This is a genomic window from Nocardia sp. NPDC057353, assembly GCF_042667085.1.
In the GTDB taxonomy this organism is placed as follows: Bacteria; Actinomycetota; Actinomycetes; order Mycobacteriales; family Mycobacteriaceae; genus Nocardia.
Window position 1 is genome coordinate 1 of the sequence record NZ_JBHVAK010000026.1, and the last position, 15,888, is coordinate 15,888.

The following is a 15,888-nucleotide window of genomic DNA, read 5'->3' on the forward strand; positions in this document are numbered from 1 at the left end:
CCCCGCACCCGTTCCCGGGTGCGGGGCCGTTTGTGCTTGATCTTGTCCGCGCGCCGACGCAGACTCGAAGGCATCTCGACCCTCCGGTTCGGTTCGCCCCCGACGCTCGGTTGTCGGCAGGCAGTTCGCGACTCCCCGAACCCGCCCGACCCCGAGCACCGTGAGGAGAATGCGTTGTCCGTGTATCTGTACCGGTGGGGCAGGTTCGCCTTCCGCCGCAAGTGGCTGGTGCTGACTGCCTGGCTGGTGCTCGCCCTGGTCCTCGGCGGGCTCGGCGCGCAGCTGCGCGAGCCCATGGCCGACGACTTCAGCCTGCCGAACCTGCCCTCCGAACGGGCCACCGAGATCCTGGACCAGCACTTCCCCGGCCTCTCGGACGAGTTCTCCTTCGACGCGGTGACCGGCACCTACGTCATCGCGGCGCCCGCCGGGCAGCGGCTCACCGACCCGGCGAACCGGGCGGCGATCACCGGGCTCATCGACGGGCTCAACGGCCTCGCCATCGTCGACCACGCCACCCCGCTCACCGACCCCATCACCGCCACCGAGGAGCTCGGCTGCCTCACCGACCGCAACCCCTCGACGTGCAGCGCGGCGCCGCTCAACGTGCTCAACCAGGCGAACCCGGACACCGTCGCCACCCTGAGCGTTCCCTTCACCATCGACGGCTTCGCCGCCATCACCGCCGCCGACCGCACCGCCGCCTACGGCGTCGCGGCACCGGCCCGCGCGGCCGGGCTCACCGTCGAGCTGAGCGGGAGCATCGCGCAGGAGCCGGAGGCGCCGAGCGGGCAGTCCGAGCTGATCGGCATGGCGGTGGCGCTGGTGGTCATGATCGTGGCCTTCGGCGCGATCGTGGCGGCCTTCGTCCCGATCCTCACCGCGCTGGTCGGGCTCGGCGCGGCGACCTCGCTCATCTTCCTCGGCACCGGCTTCTTCTCGGTGCCGAGCTTCACCACCTTCCTGGCCTCGATGATCGGCATCGCGCTCTCCATCGACTACGCGCTCTTCATCGTCTCCCGGTACAAACACGAGGTCGCGGTGCTGGACTCGCGCGAGGAGGCGGCGGGGACCGCGCTCGGCACCGCCGGTTCCGCGGTGGTCTTCGCGGGGTTGACGGTGATCATCGCGCTGGCCGGGCTGAGCATCGTCGGGGTGCGGTTCCTGACCTTCATGGGGCTCGGCGGCGCCATCGCCGCCGCCTTCGCCGTGCTCACCGCCATCACCCTGATGCCTGCGCTGCTCGGCGCCTTCGGCCGCTTCCTCTTCAAGCCGGAGATCCCGTTCGTCGCCAAGCACGACCCGGAGGACGACTCCGTCGTCACCAACGGCGTGCGGGTGGCCCGGCTGATCGGCCGCGCCCCCGCGCTCGCCCTGCTGCTCGGCATCGTGGTGCTCGGGCTGCTCGCCGCGCCCGCGGTGAACCTGCAGCTCGGGCTGCCCGGCGAGGAGAGCCTGCCCGCCGAGAGCACCGCGCGCAAGGCGTACGAGCTGCGTACCGAGGGGTTCGGCGAGGGCAGCAACGGCGTCCTGAGCGTCGCCGTCGACCTCACCGACGTCCCCGCCGACCGGCGCGACCAGGCGCTCACCACCCTGCGCGACACTCTGGCCGGCTACGAAGACATGGACTACGTGACCGAGCCGCAGCGCAGCGAGGACGGCCTCGGCGCGCTGCTGAACGGCGTCCCCGAGTCGGGGCCGAACGACCAGGCCACCAAGGACCTGGTGCGCGAGGCGCGGGATGCCGAGGCCGGGCTGCGCGACGAGTACGGCATCGAGTACGGCATCACCGGCACGACCGCCATCTACGCCGATATCGACCACGTGCTGCTCAGCAAGATCGTGCCCTACATGGCGATCGTCGCGGGCGCCGCCTTCGTCCTGCTGATCCTGGTGTTCCGCTCGATCCTGGTACCGCTCACCGCCGCGCTCGGCTTCCTGCTCTCCATGGCCGCCACCTTCGGCGCGACCGTCCTGATCTTCCAGGACGGCGCGCTCGGGCTGATCAGCCAACCGGGGCCGATCGTCAGCTTCCTGCCGATCATGCTGATCGGCCTCGTCTTCGGCCTCGCCATGGACTACCAGGTCTTCCTGGTCACCCGGATGCGCGAGGAGTACGTGCACGGGAAGGAGCCGGTGCAGGCGATGGTGGACGGCTACCACCACGGCGCTCGGGTGGTGACCGCCGCCGCGATCATCATGATCTCGGTCTTCGGCTCGTTCATCCTGGAGACCAATGTGACCGCCAAGTCCATGGGGTTCGCGCTGGCGGCGGGCGTCCTGCTCGACGCCTTCCTGATCCGGATGCTGGTCATCCCCGCCCTGCTCGCCCTGCTCGGCCGGTGGGCGTGGTGGATGCCTGCCTGGCTGGACCGCATCGTCCCGGATATCGACGTCGAGGGCGCCAAGCTGCGCGCCGCGCGCACATGACAGCGCCCGGCCGGTGGAGGCCGAAGGAGCTCTCCACCGCCGGGCGCTGTCTTCCCCGAAACCCGGATGCCGCCACACCCGGGCCCCGTTTTTCGCGGCTACCCGATGGGTAGCGCCTGCCCGCTACGGGCTCGGCTGCGGCACATTGCAGTCATCGATCTTCGGGTTCACACCCAGGTAGTTCAGCGGACCGGCGATCACGGTGACCGCGATCGTGCCGAACCCGGCGCAGTTCACCGGGCCGCTGTCGAAGTAATCGCGCTGCGCCGCGGCGATGATGCCGATGACCAGCCAGACCAGGACAATGACACTTCCGATTCTCATGTTTCTCTCGCGCATCGTTCAGTGCGGATCGTCGTGCGGCGCATCATGCTTCGCTTTCCTTCCCGCAAGATCTATTCGCGCGGATACCCACTGTCCGATGTTCTATCCGGCGGCGGTGCCAATGTCCGGTGCTGTCACCGGAAGGGGGGTGGACGGCGGGGCATGAAAAAGCCCTCCACCTGCTGAAATCAGGTGGAGGGCTGTGGCGGTGGCGGAGGGATTTGAACCCTCGGAGGGGGGTTACCCCTCACACGCTTTCGAGGCGTGCTCCTTAGGCCGCTCGGACACGCCACCGCCGACAACCATACACGGATGGCTCCGGATCACCGAAACGGCTGGTCAGCGGTGTTCGGCGAAGAATCGGTCGAGGAGTTCGGCGCACTCGGACTCCAGCACGCCGCCGCGTACCTCGGGGCGATGGTTCAGCCGGCGGTCGCGCACCACGTCCCACAGCGAGCCGACGGCGCCGGTCTTGGGCTCCCAGGCGCCGAAGACCACGCGCGCGACCCGCGCGAGCACCAGCGCACCCGCGCACATGGTGCACGGCTCGACGGTGACGACGAGCGTGCTGCCCGCCAACCGCCAGCCGTCGCCGTGCACCGCGGCGGCCCGGCGCAGCGCGAGGATCTCGGCGTGCGCGGTGGGGTCGCCGAGTTCTTCCCTGGCATTGGCGGCGCGGGCGAGCTCGCGACCGTCCGCGTCGAAGACGACGGCGCCGATGGGCACGTCGCGCGCCCCGGCCGCGCCCGCCGCGGCCAGCGCGGCCCGCATCAGCTCGGCGTCGGCCGCCGCGGAGCGCGGCTCCACCTCAGTGCGGCAGTTTGTCGAGCACCGCGGCGAACTCGTCGCCGAAGCCGAGCCGCTGGGCGATCATGCCGAGCTGCTCGTCCGGGTAGAGGTCGGTCTCGGCCAGGATGACGCTGAGCACCGGCTCGGGCAGGCCGAGGTCGGCGAGCACGCCGAGATCGCCCTCCTCCCACGGCTCCACGTCGTCGAGCTCGTCCGGGTCGATGTCCGGGACCTCGATATTGAGCGCCTCCAGCACGTCGGCGGCGATGTCGTACTCGATGGCGGCGGTGGCGTCGGAGACCAGCAGCCTGGTACCGCTCGGGGCGGGGCGCACGACGACGAAGAACTCGTCGTCCACGTCGAGCAGCCCGAAGACCGCGCCCGAGCTGCGCAGCGCCTTCAACTCGGTCTCGGCAGCGACGAGATCGCCGAGCGCGGCGTTGCTCAGCGGGCTACACCGCCATTTACCCTCTTCACGTACAACTGCCACGGCGAACCCCTCGACGTCGTCGTAGTCGTCCGACGCCGCTCCGTTCGTGCCCGAGCGCTGTGCTGCCATGGCCGCCACGGTAGTCTGCCCGAGCTCAATTGTTGAAGTCGTAGGAGAACTCCGAACCGATGATTGCCGGCCGCCCCGCTCCGCTGTGTGTGCTCGGCACCGGATTGATCGGTGGTTCCCTGCTCAGGGCGGCGGCCGCCGCGGGGTGGGAAGCCTTCGGCTACAACCGCTCCGCGACCGCCGCGGGCGCGGACGGGTTCGAGGTCGGCGCCGATCTGCCCGCCGTGCTGCGCCGCGCGGCCGCGGCCGATGCGCTGGTGGTGCTCGCGGTGCCGATGCCCGCGCTGGACGCGGTGCTCGCGCAGGTCGCGGTGCACGCCCCCGGTTGCGCGCTGACCGACGTGGTGAGCGTCAAGGCGCCGGTGGCGGCGGCGGTGCGGGCGCACGGGCTGGCGGCGCGGTTCGTCGGCGGGCACCCCATGGCCGGGACCGCCGAGTCGGGGTGGGCGGCGACCGATGCCGCGCTCTTCCGCGGCGCGGCGTGGGCGGTCACCGTCGACGACGGCACCGACCCGGTGGTGTGGCGGCGGGTGGCGCGGCTCGCGCTCGACTGCGGTGCGCGCGTGGTGCCGGCGACCGCCGCGGAGCACGACGCCGCCGTCGCCAGGATCTCGCACCTGCCGCACGTCCTGGCCGAGGCGCTGGCGCAGGCGGGGGCCGCGGGCGGTGCGCTCGCGCTGGGTCTGGCGGCCGGGTCGTTCCGGGACGGCACCCGGGTGGCCGGGACCGCGCCGGACCTGGTCCGCGCCATCTGCGAGCCGAATGCCACCGCACTGCGCGCGGTGCTCGACGAGACGCTGGAGGTCCTGGCCGTTGCCCGCCGCGCCCTGGACGACGGCTCGCTGGCCACGCTCGCCGAAGCGGGGCACGCCGCGCGGCGACGCTACGAGGAGCAGCAGCCGGAAACCATCTCCGGCATCGTGCCCGGCGCCGCGGGCTGGCTGGACGACCTCCGCGCCGCGGGCCGCCGCGGCGCTGTCCTCACCGCCATCGACTGAACGCGGGCCGAACCTCAGACCCGCCGCGCGAGCCCCGGGTAGTCGAGCAGGAACCCGTCCTCGTCCACCGCGACGGTGGCACTCGAGACCGGCGACAGCACGCTGATCCCGTCGGCGGCGCTGCTGTAGACCAGGTTCGCCTCCTGCACCAGCAGGTCGGGCAGCCGGACGTAGACCACCGGCACCTGCACCTCCTCCACCGCGTGCTGCAGTCCGAATCGGCGAATCGGCAGCGTGTTGAAGAACGGGCTGAGCACCACGTCGACATCGAGCGCGCCCGCGAAGGTGGCGCGCACGTGGCTGCCGCCCGCGTCGACCAGCCAGTAGCTCTCGTTGTCCCGCGCGATCGAGGCGTGCCGCTCCCCGGCGCTGGTCGTGGTGCGCAGCGAGAGCCGCTTTGTCGCGCCGTTCTCATCGGTGACCAGGTCGTACGAGGCACTGAAGGCCGGGTGGTCGTCGCACTCGGCGCCGATCATGCGGCCGGTGGCACGGATGCGGTTCCCGTTGAGCGTCACGCGCACGGACTCCATGCGCATCCCGTTGTGGGCACGCCACGTGAGAATCGCCGGCCACCGGGATTCCTCCGGTTGGCTTTCGGGTCCTGGGGCTGGGTTCGTCACCCTTCTACGGTAAGCGACGCGGGGCAGTCGGCCGCATCACACCAGCGTCTCCCGCCACGCCGCGTGCAGCCCGGCGAACCGTCCCGCCCCCGCGATGAGCGCAGCCGGGGCGCCGTCCTCCACGATCCGCCCCGCCTCCAGCACCAGCACCCGGTCGGCGATCGAGACGGTGGAGAGCCGGTGCGCGATGATCACGGCGGTGCGGTCGCGCAGCACCCGCTCCAGCGCCTCCTGCACCAGCCGCTCGCTCGGGATGTCCAGGTTGGAGGTGGCCTCGTCCAGCACGATGACGGCGGGATCGGCCAGGAAGACCCGAGCGAACGCCACCAGCTGGCGCTGCCCGGCGGAGAGCCTGCCGCCGCGCTTGCGCACGTCGGTGCCGAGCCCGTCCGGCAGCGTCGCGAGGAACGGGTCCAGCCCCACCGCCGACGCCGCCGCGGCCACCTCGGCGTCGGTGGCCTCCGGCCTGCCGAGGCGGATGTTGTCCGCGATCGACCCGGCGAAGAGGTACGCCTCCTGGGTGACCATCACCACGGCCCGGCGCAGCTCGACATCGGCGATCCGGCGCAGGTCGACGCCGTCCAGCCGGACCGTGCCCCCACTCGGGTCGTAGAACCGGGTGAGCAGCTTCACCAGCGTCGACTTCCCCGCCCCGGTGGCCCCGACCAGCGCGATCACCTGTCCGGCCGGGATCTCCAGGTCGAACTCGGGCAGCACCGGCGCGCCTGCGGCCTTCCCGGCGTAGTCGAACCACACCGCCTCCATGCGCAGCGCGCCCGCCGGGTCGCCGAGCGGGACCGGGTCGGTCGGCTCCGGCACCGACGGCTCCTCCTCCAGCACCCCGGAGATCTTCTCCAGCGCGGCCGCCGCCGACTGGTAGGCGTTGAAGACCTGCGCCAGCTCGTCCAGCGGGCCGTAGAACTCGTTCAGGTAGAGCAGGTAGGCGGCGAGCACGCCGACCGCGAGGTTGCCATCGATGACCTGCCATGCCCCGACCGAGAGCACGACGACCGTGGTGAGGTTGCCGAGCAGCCTGGTCAGCCCGGAGTAGTCGCTCATGCCGAAGGCGGCCGCGACATTGGCCTCGCGGAACTCGCTGTCCTCGGCGGCAAGCACGGCGTGGTTGCGGTCCTCCCGGCGGAAGGCCTGCACCGCGCGGATCCCGCCCATGGTCTCCACGAAGTGCACCACCACCCTGGCGATCGCCACCCTGGTGCGCCGGTACCCGGCCCGCTGCCTGCGCTGCGCCCACCGGGTGACCAGGGCCAGCGGCACGAAGCCCGCCAGCACGATCACCGCGAGCCCGGCGTCCAGGTAGATGAGCAGCGCGGCGATGGTGACCACCGAGAGCATGGCGCCGAGCGCCTGGTTGAGCGCCCCCTCCAGCAGCTCCTGCAGGGTCTCGATATCGCCGGTGAGCCGGGAGATGACCTTGCCCGAGGTGTACTTCTCGTGGAACTCGACGCTGAGCCGCTGCACGTGCGCGAAGAGCCGCCCGCGCAGGTCGAAGAGCACGCTCTGGCTCAGCGTTCCGGAGATCCGCAGGAAGACCAGCGTGGTCAGCATGCTGAGCAGCGTCACCGCGGCGAAGCCCGCCACGGTGGTGGCGAGCGGCCGCCAGTCGCCGCGCCCGGCCGCGGCCAGCCCGCTGTCCAGGCCGTAGGCGATGAAGAGCGGGCCGGAGACCTTGAGCGCGTTGTCCAGCACGATGAGCAGCAGCACGACCGCGGCGCGGCCGCGGTAGGGCCGGACCAGGTCGAGCAGCAGTCTGCGGGAGCGGGCGGCGAGCACCAGGTTGCCGGTCCTGGTGACCTCGCCGTCCTCGTTGGCGATGCCGCGCCAGTCGGCGGGGTCGGCGTCTTTCCGGTCGTCGGTGGTGGTCTCCATCACGCGCCTCCCATGAGTTCGCGGTAGCGGGTGCTGGTGCGCAGCAGTTGGTCGTGGGTGCCCTCGGCGACGATCCGGCCGTCGGCGAGCAGCGCGACCCGGTCGGCCAGCGCGGCGGTGGAGGGGCGGTGCGCGACCAGCAGCGTGGTCGCGCCCGCGAGCACGCTGCGCAGCCGGGCCTGCACCCGCTCCTCGGTGGCGACGTCCAGCGCGGAGAGCGGGTCGTCCAGCACCAGCACCCGGCCCGCGCTGCCGCCTGCCTTGGCGCCGAGCACCGCCCTGGCCAGCGCCAGCCGCTGCCGCTGCCCCCCGGAGAGGCTGAGCCCCTGCTCGCCGATCCTGGTGTCCAGCCCCCAGGGGAGCCGGTCGACGAACTCGGTGGCCTGCGCGATCTCCAGCGCGGCGCGCACGTCGGCGTCGGTGGCCGCGGGCTCGCCGAGCGCCACGTTCTCCCTGACGCTCGCGGAGAAGAGCACCGGCTCCTCGAAGGCGGCGGTGACCACGGTGCGCAGGTCGGCCAGGCGCAGCCGGGAGACCTCGACGCCGTCGACGGTCAGCGCGCCGCCGGTCACGTCGTAGAGCCGGGGGATCAGGTTGAGCAGCGCGGTCTTGCCGCTGCCGATGGCGCCGACCAGCGCGACCGTCTCGCCGGGGCGGACGTGCAGCGAGACGTCGCGCAGCACCTCGGTCCGGGCGCCGGGGAAGGCGAACCGCACGTGCTCCAGCCGCAGCTCGCCGCGGACCCGCGCGGGCAGCGGCCGCGGGTCCTCCGGGTCGGAGATGGCGAGCGGGAGGTCCAGGATCTCCCAGTAGCGGTCCGACGCGGTGCCCGCGTCGTTGAGCTCGGAGAGCAGGAAGCCGGTCCAGATGATCGGCCACTGCAGGAAGGTGGCCAGCGTGATCCCGGCGACCAGCGTGCCGAGCGTCATCTGGCCGTGCACCACCGCGTACCCGCCGTAGCCGAGCGCGAAGACGATGGCGAGCTGTGGCAACCCGACCATGGTGGACCAGAGCACGGCGTCCAGCCGCACCTTGACCAGCTCGGTGCCGCGCAGCTGCTCCGCCTGCCGGACGAACCGGGCGGCCAGGAACGGCCCGCGCCCGAACGCCTTCAGCACCCGGATGCCCTGCGCCGACTCCTCCGCGATGGTGGCCAGGTCGCCGCTCTGGTCCTGCGAGCGCCGCGACGCCACCTCGTAGCGCTGCACGAAGCGGTAGCAGACGGCCACGATCGGCACGGCGAGCACGGTGAAGGCGGCGCCGAGCGGCGGGATCAGGATCCACAGCACCACCAGCCCGACCGGGACGATCACCGCGTGCAGCACCAGGAACGGCCCGGCGAAGGCGACGAACCGGCGCAGCGTGCCGAGGTCGTCGACGGCGCGGGAGAGCAGCTGCCCGGACTCCCAGGAGTCGTGGTTGCCGATGGCGAGCCGCTGCAGCTTGCCGAAGATCATGGCGCGCATGGCGACCTCGAACTCGGCGGCGGGCCGCGCCACCATCCGGCGCCTGCCCCAGGTGCCGAGCGCCTGCAGCAGCCCGAGCACCAGCACCACCCCGATCAGCGGGATCGCCGAGCCGTAGGCGCCGCCCGCGATCGGCCCGTCGATGATCCTGGCGATCAGCAGCGGAATCACGATCTCGGTCAGCATGGCGAGGATGGCGAGCGCCGTCGCCGCGCCGATCTTGTTCCGGTGCGGCCGCAGGTACGGCAGGAACCGGCGCAGCGCTGCCGTCCTGCCCTTCGGTTTCGCCGCGACCGGCGGCACGGGTATTCGCTCGGCGGCGGGATCGAGCACGACGGACAAGGTTCCCCCTCGAGAGAGCGCACCACGGCAGCCGCCGACACGGCGGGGTGGGCGGGTGGAAGGACGGGCACAGGCTCCGGCCCTCCAGAGTGGCACCGCACGCCGCCGCCGCCAACCGAATTTCCACCGTCCCAGGACTGCCCCTCCCCGTGCACCGGCCCCCGATCGACCCCAGGCAATATGTATCTCCATGCGGATGGTGGGGCTCTTCGCCGGGATCGGCGGACTGGAGCTGGGGCTGTCCGCTACCGGGTGGCGGACCGAGTTGCTGTGTGAGATCGATCCTGGTGCCCGAGCGGTGCTCGAAGCGCGGTTCCCCGGCATCCCCGTCCACCCCGACGTCACCCGCCTGCGCGCCCTCCCCCAGGGAACGGAACTGGTCGCGGCCGGTTTCCCCTGCCAGGACCTCTCCCAGGCAGGCCGGACGGCGGGCATCTCCGGCGCCCGCTCCGGCCTGGTGGACGAGATCTTCCGCCTGGTCCGCCGCCGCCGCGGCCCGCGCTGGCTGCTCCTGGAGAACGTCCCCTTCATGCTGCAGCTCGGCCGCGGCGCCGCCATGCGGCACATCACCGCCGCGCTCGACGAACTCGGCTACACCTGGGCCTACCGCGTTGTTGACGCCCGCGCCTTCGGCCTGCCGCAGCGCAGGCAGCGGGTCCTGCTGCTGGCCTCGCGCACCGAGGACCCGCGCCGAGTCCTGCTTGCCGAGGACGCGGGCCCGCTGGAGCAGGGCGACCCCGCGCTGGACCCGTGCGGCTTCTACTGGACCGAGGGCGTCCGCGGCCTCGGCTGGGCGGTGAACGCGGTCCCGACGCTGAAGGGCGGCTCCGCGCTCGGCATCGCCAGCCCGCCCGCGGTCCGGCTGCCCGCGGGCGAGCTCGTCACGCCCGGCATCGAGGACGGCGAGCGGCTGCAGGGCTTCACCGCGGGCTGGACCGAGCCCGCCCTGACCGTCCCCGGCTTCCGCCACGGCCACCGCTGGAAGCTGGTCGGCAATGCGGTGAGCGTGCGCATGGCCGAGTGGGTCGGCAGCCGCCTCGACAGCGCCGCCGACCCGTTCCCCGACGGCCCCGAGCTGGCACCGGGCCAGCCGTGGCCGAGCGCCGCGTGGGGCAGGGCGGGCCGCGCCTACCGCTCCCCCGTCTCCACCTGGCCGGTGCACGAGCCGTACGAGGGGCTCGCCGACTTCCTGACCGGCTCCCGGCTGCTCTCCGCCCGCGCCACCGCGGGCTTCCTGCGCCGCGCGGGCATGGGCTCGCTGCGCTTCCCGCCCGGCTTCCTCGACGACGTCGAGACGCACCTGGACCGGATGGGTGCGGCATGACCCGGCCCGGCACCGACGCCGCGACCAGCGCGCGCATGGCCAGGCAGCGCCGCGCGAACACCAAACCGGAGCTGGCGCTGCGCCGCGAACTGCACCGCCGCGGCCTGCGCTACTTCGTCGACCGGGCCCCGCTGCGCGGCCAGCGCCGCCGCGCCGACCTGGTCTTCCCGCGCCGCCGGGTCGCCGTCTACGTGGACGGCTGCTTCTGGCACCGCTGCCCGCAGCACGCCACCGCGCCCAAGAACAATGCCGAGTGGTGGGCGGCCAAACTCGCGGGCAATGTCGCCCGCGACCGCGCCACCGACGCCGAGCTCACCGCGGCGGGGTGGCAGGTCATCCGCGTATGGGAGCACGAGGACGCCGCGGCCGCCGCGGACCGCGTCCAGACCGCGCTGCGGTAGCTCAGCGCCTGCGGACGGCCACCAGCCCGAGCGGGGCCCGCGCCGCCAGGTGCCCGGACACCGCCATGGCCGCCATCACCGCGCAGCCCGCCACCGCGGTCGCGATTGCGATCATCGCTTCACCTCCTCGATTCGCGCTCCAGCCTGCGCGCCGAACCTGACACCAGCCTGTGTGCACCCTCCGAAATCGGTGTGCGCGGGTCCGGCCGCCGCACACGCCACAATCGAGCCATGCTCACTTCGGCGCGCGGCCCCGCCACCTGGTTCGTCGCCCTTGCCCTCGCCGTCGCCGGAGTGAGCTACTCGGCCTGGGTGCTGCAGTTCGCGCTGCCGCTGCACGCCGACCCGGTGCACAGCTTCCTCAGCGAACTCGACGCCGAGGGCAAGCCCTACCGCGAGGTCTTCTCGACCGCCGACACCGTGGCGGGCGCGCTCGCCGCGCTGGCCGCGGCCGTGGCGCTGGCCCGCTTCCCGCGCAGGCCGCTCACGGTGACCGGCTGGGTCGCGCTGCTCTGCTTCGGCGCGGCGACGGTGGCCGACGCGCAGGTGCCGCTGCGCGACTGCGCCGACTGCGCGAACAGCGGCCTCTTCCCGCAGCTGCACCAGCCGCACGCGCTGACCAGCACGCTCGCCGTCACCGGGATCGCCGTGGCCGCGTTCGCCTTCACCCTCGCCGCCTTCCGGTACCGCTACGGGCCCGCGCTGCGCGAGTTCGGCGCGGCGGCGCTGGCGGTCGGCGCGGTGGCGACGGTGTGGATGCTGGTGGCGGACAACCTCTCCGGTGACTACGCGCTCGGCATCGCGCAGCGCGTCCAGGTGACCGCCATGGCGCTGTGGCTGCTCGCGCTGGCGCTCGAAGTCGCCAGGGCACGGCGGTAGTGTCGACGGGGTGACCGCAGCACCACCGCCGGTACCCGATCTGGCCGCCGTCGACGCCGCCACCCGGCGCTTCCTCGACACCGCGCGCGACGTCACCGACGCCGAGCTCACCGCGCCGTCGCTGCTCCCCGGCTGGACCCGCGGCCACCTGCTCGCCCACGTCGCCCGCAATGCCGACAGCCTGGTGAACCTGCTGACCTGGGCCCGCACCGGCGTCGAGACCCCGCAGTACCCGACGCCGACCACTCGGGACGCCGAGATCGCCGCGGGCGCGGGCCGCCCGCTCGCCGAGCAGTACGCCGACAACGAAGCCGCCGCCGCGCGCTGGGCCGAGGTCGCCGCCGCGCTGCCCGCGGAGGCGGCGACCGCCGTGGTGCGCAACCGGCAGGGGCGGGAGTTCCCCGCCGCCGCCATCGGCTGGATGCGGCTGCAGGAGGTCGAGATCCACCACGTCGACCTGGCGGCCGGCTACACCGCCGCCGACTGGCCCGCCGAGTTCGTCGCCCGGCTGCTGCCGGAGGTGGTGGCGGCACACGGCCTGAGCGCGGGCAAGCACCTCGCCTTCGAAGTCCGCGCGGACGACACCGGTTTCGGCGCCACCGTCGGCGCGGGCGACCCGGGGACCGTCATCACCGGCCCCGCCGCCGCCCTGCTCGCCTGGCTCATCGGCCGCGGCGCCACCGGCCTCACCGGCGACCTCCCCGAGCTACCAGCCTGGCGCTGACCAGTCGCTCACCCCGCGGGCAACCCCGCGTGGTCGTACTCCGTGCGCGCCACCTCCGCCCCGGCCCGCACCAGGATCGAGGCGAGCGTCGGCCGCCCCGGCGGCAGGATCCGGATGCGCACCGACCCGTCCGCGGTGTCGTCCAGCGCCGCCACCACCGCCGCGCGCACCCGATCGCGCACCTCGGGCGCGGAATCCGCCATCCCGCGATCATCGATGAGCACCACCTCGACCCCCCGGCTGCGCGCCGCCCGCACCCGCGCGCTGGTGTGCTCGTCGCTGAGCCCCGGCGCGCGCAGGCTGTCCCGCAGGTACGCCTCGAGCAGCTCGCACTCCACCCGCTCCGGCTTGGTGAGCGGAGCGCCGGAGGCGATCCTGCTGAGCAGCGGCCTGGTCAGCCGGTCGAGCCTGGTCACCTGGTGATCGCGCTCCTGCAGCGTGGCCGCGGCCGCCGACTCCTCCGCGTACCGGTCCCGCGCGGCATCGCGCAGCTCGAAGGTGAGCTGGGCGTTCGGCCGCAGCGTGTAGGAGAGCACGGTCGCCATGCCGAGCGGCCCGATCTCGATCGCCACCAGCCCGAACCCGGCGACCGCGCCCTGCCCGGTCAGCGCCGTCCAGGCCATGTAGACCAGCGCGACGCCGAGGATGCCGAGCCAGGCGAACCCGGCCCGGCCGCGCACGCACAGGAAGCAGTAGACCGTGGTCGCCCCGCCGTGCGTCCATGCCTGCAGCGGCGTCACCATCGGCACCGGGACGACGACGAGCGTGATCGCGCAGGCGACCGGCCCGGCCAGCGTCATGGCCGCCGTCGCCACCGGCGGCAGCGGATCGCCGGGCACCGCGATCAGCGCGACGGTGGCGGCGGCGAGCACGACCAGGCTGAGCACCGTTGGCCAGACCGCGGGCATGCCGGGCCAGGTCGCGACGGTGACCACGGAGATGAGCAACACGTACGCGCCGACCATCACCCGCGCGCCGACGGTGTGCATGCCGAGCAGGTCGCGGATGTCCTTGGTGTCGCGCTCGCTCATGCGTCCCGGCTCCAGGACAGCCGCACCCTGGTGCCCGCGCCGGGCGCGGTGTCGATCGCGGCGGTGCCGCCGGGCAGCTCGTTCAGCTGCCGCACGATGCTCACCGCGATACCGAGCCGGTTGGCGGGCACCGTGGCCGGATCGAAGCCGCGCCCGGTGTCGCCGACCGTGGCGCGGAAGCCGTCCGCGGCGATGTGCAGCACCACCCAGCGCTCGGCCTCCGGCCCGGCGTGCCGGTAGCTGTTGCGCAGCGCCTCGGCCATGGCGGTGGCCACGGCGCGCGCCGCGTTCGCCGGGAAGCGGGCGGCGGCCGCGTCGTCCGCGACCACCGACTCCACCCCGACCCGGTCGTTCACCTCGTTCACCGCCACCCGCAGGTGCGAGACCAGCTCGCTCACGTCGAATTCGGTGGCCGGGTCGCCGCCGGAGCGGAAGGTGTCCAGCTTGGCCATGGTGCCCGCGGCCTGGGTGCTGAGCAGCCGGTTCATCGGCTGCCGCGCGGCGGAGAGCAGCGTCGACATGACGCCGTCGTGGGTGAGCGCGTCGAACCGGGCCCGCTCCACCGTGCGCGCCTTCGCAGCGGCGGCGCCCGCCGCGGCGGCGTAGGTCTCGGCCCGCGTCTCGTCCAGGATGCGCCCGGTGCGCACCGCCATGATCCCCGCCGAGACCGGGAGCAGGCAGAACCCGATGCTCCACGCGATCTCCGGCAGCAGGTCGCTCGCGCCCGCCCGCGCGTAGTAATTGATCGTCTGCACCACCGCCGCCGCGACCACCAGGTGCGCCACCGCCCACCGCGGCCGCCACGCGGCCGCCGCCGCGAGGCTGGCCAGGCCGTTGAACTGCGAGAACCACATCCCGCGCAGCTCGGCCAGCTGCCCCCCGTTCCAGGCGGGCCACCACAGCAGCACCGCGACCAGGTACCCCGCCGCGGCCGCGCTCGCCAGCTGCCGCAGCCGCCGCTCGGACCCGCCGAAGCTCGCGATGCCGAGCGCGAACCCGGTGCCGTACACCGCGACCAGCGCGATCGGCGTCCACCACCAGGCGGTGACCTGCGTGCCGCGCACGATGTTCGGAAGCAGCAACCCCAGGTAGAAGACGTACCCGGCGGCCACGAAGCGGGCGAAGATGCGCAGTACCCGCTCGGCGGCGGAGTCGGTCTCGGTGAGCAGCGCCGCGCTCATCGGCGGCGCCCCCAGAACCGGCGCGGGTAGGGCACGAGCCCCTCCTCCAGCGCCCGCTGGTACAGCTCGACCTTGGTGTTGGCGTCCAACCCCGCCTCGGCGTATTGCAACCGGATGTTCTGCACGTACTTGTTCACCGTGTTCAGCGCGAGCCCCATCGCGCTCGCCACCCGCTGCGCCGACTCGCCGACGGCGTAGAGCCGCAGCACCTCCCGCTCGCGCGGGCTCAGCTTCACCGCGACGAACTCGTCGTCCAGGTCGATGGCGGCAGCCCAGTCCATGGTGGTCCACTGCTCGCCGCGCGCGGCGCAGCGGACCGCCGCCACCAACTCGTCGGCCTTCGCCGACTTCCGCAGCACGCCGAGCACACCCGCGCGCGCCGCCGACTGCACCAGGTACGGCTCCTCCGCCGCGCTCACCACCAGGCACTCGACGCCCGCCGCGCGCAGCCGCGCCACATTGTCCTCCGGCATCGAGCCGTCGCCGAGCCGCAGGTCGAGCACGACCAGGTCGAGTTCGCCCGCGTCCGCGAGCAATTCGGCGACCGTCGCGCCCTCCGCGACCAGCCGCAGGTCGTCGGTCTCGGCCAGAATCGCCTTGAGGCCGATGATCTGGCTCTCGTGGTCCTCCACCACGCCGATTCGCAGCATTGTGAACCCCTCCTCCCCGAGCGGCCATTGTGACCGAGCGCGGGCGGCTCCGCACCCTTTCCGCGCGCCTTCGCGACACGCTCAGCGTGTCGCGCGCGGACACGGCGTACGAACTGGCCGAACGGACATATGGTTGTCCCCATAATCGCCGCAGCAATTCCCGGCAAGTGAATCCGGAAGCGCATGCGGAACCCGCCCCGATCGATCCCCGAAACGCGCAGGCGGCGCAGCTCGACAATTCCCGGTCGTTCACTCCGGGATCGCTATATTCATACCGACGGGT

The 15,888-nt window shown here is 73.0% G+C and carries 15 protein-coding genes and 1 tRNA gene; 6 read left to right on the top strand and 10 right to left on the bottom strand.

Going from position 1 to position 15,888, the window contains the following annotated elements; all coding sequences use genetic code 11:
* The first annotated feature begins 174 nt into the window (after window positions 1-174).
* A complete protein-coding gene (locus ACFUUZ_RS15730) occupies window positions 175-2,430 on the top strand; it encodes an MMPL family transporter (RefSeq protein ID WP_378696641.1) in 2,256 nt (751 codons plus the stop codon).
* Window positions 2,431-2,553: 123 nt separating this feature from the next.
* Here the strand turns inward: ACFUUZ_RS15730 and ACFUUZ_RS15735 are convergent, their stop codons facing one another.
* From ACFUUZ_RS15735 to ACFUUZ_RS15750, 4 genes are all read right to left on the bottom strand, one after another.
* On the bottom strand, window positions 2,554-2,754 hold the full coding sequence (locus ACFUUZ_RS15735; protein ID WP_378696643.1) for a hypothetical protein: 201 nt from the start codon (window positions 2,752-2,754) through the stop codon (window positions 2,554-2,556).
* A 203-nt stretch (window positions 2,755-2,957) separates the two neighbouring features.
* Window positions 2,958-3,048: transfer RNA gene (locus ACFUUZ_RS15740), tRNA-Ser, on the bottom strand.
* Between the two features lie 45 nt (window positions 3,049-3,093).
* On the bottom strand, window positions 3,094-3,525 hold the full coding sequence (locus ACFUUZ_RS15745) for a nucleoside deaminase (RefSeq protein WP_378696750.1): 432 nt from the start codon (window positions 3,523-3,525) through the stop codon (window positions 3,094-3,096).
* 37 nt (window positions 3,526-3,562) lie between these two features.
* The gene (locus ACFUUZ_RS15750) at window positions 3,563-4,102 is read right to left on the bottom strand and encodes a tRNA adenosine deaminase-associated protein (RefSeq protein ID WP_378696645.1); all 540 of its coding nucleotides are present in this window, start codon (window positions 4,100-4,102) and stop codon (window positions 3,563-3,565) included.
* Between the two features lie 59 nt (window positions 4,103-4,161).
* On the opposite strand from ACFUUZ_RS15750, the gene ACFUUZ_RS15755 reads away from it, so the two are divergent.
* On the top strand, window positions 4,162-5,100 hold the full coding sequence (locus tag ACFUUZ_RS15755) for a prephenate dehydrogenase (protein WP_378696647.1): 939 nt from the start codon (window positions 4,162-4,164) through the stop codon (window positions 5,098-5,100).
* Between the two features lie 14 nt (window positions 5,101-5,114).
* Here the strand turns inward: ACFUUZ_RS15755 and ACFUUZ_RS15760 are convergent, their stop codons facing one another.
* From ACFUUZ_RS15760 to ACFUUZ_RS15770, 3 genes are read right to left on the bottom strand one after another with little or no spacing between them, the layout of a single operon-like run.
* The gene (locus ACFUUZ_RS15760; protein WP_378696649.1) at window positions 5,115-5,720 is read right to left on the bottom strand and encodes a putative glycolipid-binding domain-containing protein; all 606 of its coding nucleotides are present in this window, start codon (window positions 5,718-5,720) and stop codon (window positions 5,115-5,117) included.
* Between the two features lie 36 nt (window positions 5,721-5,756).
* Window positions 5,757-7,607, bottom strand: a complete 1,851-nt coding sequence (locus ACFUUZ_RS15765) for an ABC transporter ATP-binding protein (RefSeq protein WP_378696651.1) — start codon at window positions 7,605-7,607, stop codon at window positions 5,757-5,759.
* Window positions 7,607-9,415 (bottom strand): ABC transporter ATP-binding protein, encoded by a 1,809-nt coding sequence (locus tag ACFUUZ_RS15770; protein WP_378696653.1) that lies wholly within the window; start codon window positions 9,413-9,415, stop codon window positions 7,607-7,609. Before ACFUUZ_RS15770 ends, ACFUUZ_RS15765 begins: the two co-directional genes overlap by 1 nt.
* Before the next feature lie 196 nt (window positions 9,416-9,611).
* On the opposite strand from ACFUUZ_RS15770, the gene ACFUUZ_RS15775 reads away from it, so the two are divergent.
* The 4 genes from ACFUUZ_RS15775 to ACFUUZ_RS15790 all read left to right on the top strand — a co-directional run bounded on the left by ACFUUZ_RS15775 (window position 9,612) and on the right by ACFUUZ_RS15790 (window position 12,743).
* A complete protein-coding gene (locus tag ACFUUZ_RS15775) occupies window positions 9,612-10,739 on the top strand; it encodes a DNA cytosine methyltransferase (protein ID WP_378696752.1) in 1,128 nt (375 codons plus the stop codon).
* Window positions 10,736-11,140 carry a very short patch repair endonuclease gene (locus ACFUUZ_RS15780; RefSeq protein ID WP_378696655.1) on the top strand — a complete coding sequence of 135 codons (405 nt, stop codon included), beginning with the start codon at window positions 10,736-10,738 and terminating at the stop codon, window positions 11,138-11,140. Before ACFUUZ_RS15775 ends, ACFUUZ_RS15780 begins: the two co-directional genes overlap by 4 nt.
* Before the next feature lie 231 nt (window positions 11,141-11,371).
* Entirely contained in the window at window positions 11,372-12,019 is a 648-nt protein-coding gene (locus ACFUUZ_RS15785; protein ID WP_378696657.1) for a DUF998 domain-containing protein, read from the top strand.
* A 10-nt stretch (window positions 12,020-12,029) separates the two neighbouring features.
* Complete coding sequence (locus tag ACFUUZ_RS15790; protein ID WP_378696659.1) at window positions 12,030-12,743, top strand: maleylpyruvate isomerase family mycothiol-dependent enzyme; 714 nt, start codon at window positions 12,030-12,032, stop codon at window positions 12,741-12,743.
* Window positions 12,744-12,751: 8 nt separating this feature from the next.
* Here ACFUUZ_RS15790 and ACFUUZ_RS15795 read toward each other — a convergent pair whose 3' ends face one another.
* Genes ACFUUZ_RS15795 through ACFUUZ_RS15805 form a run of 3 tightly spaced genes read right to left on the bottom strand, consistent with a single transcriptional unit; the run spans window position 12,752 to window position 15,605 of the window.
* Window positions 12,752-13,774 carry a hypothetical protein gene (locus ACFUUZ_RS15795; protein ID WP_378696661.1) on the bottom strand — a complete coding sequence of 341 codons (1,023 nt, stop codon included), beginning with the start codon at window positions 13,772-13,774 and terminating at the stop codon, window positions 12,752-12,754.
* Window positions 13,771-14,955, bottom strand: a complete 1,185-nt coding sequence (locus ACFUUZ_RS15800) for an ATP-binding protein (RefSeq protein ID WP_378696662.1) — start codon at window positions 14,953-14,955, stop codon at window positions 13,771-13,773. Before ACFUUZ_RS15800 ends, ACFUUZ_RS15795 begins: the two co-directional genes overlap by 4 nt.
* Window positions 14,952-15,605 carry a LuxR C-terminal-related transcriptional regulator gene (locus ACFUUZ_RS15805; RefSeq protein WP_378696664.1) on the bottom strand — a complete coding sequence of 218 codons (654 nt, stop codon included), beginning with the start codon at window positions 15,603-15,605 and terminating at the stop codon, window positions 14,952-14,954. The genes ACFUUZ_RS15800 and ACFUUZ_RS15805 overlap by 4 nt, the downstream gene beginning before the upstream one ends.
* Window positions 15,606-15,888: the final 283 nt, after the last annotated feature.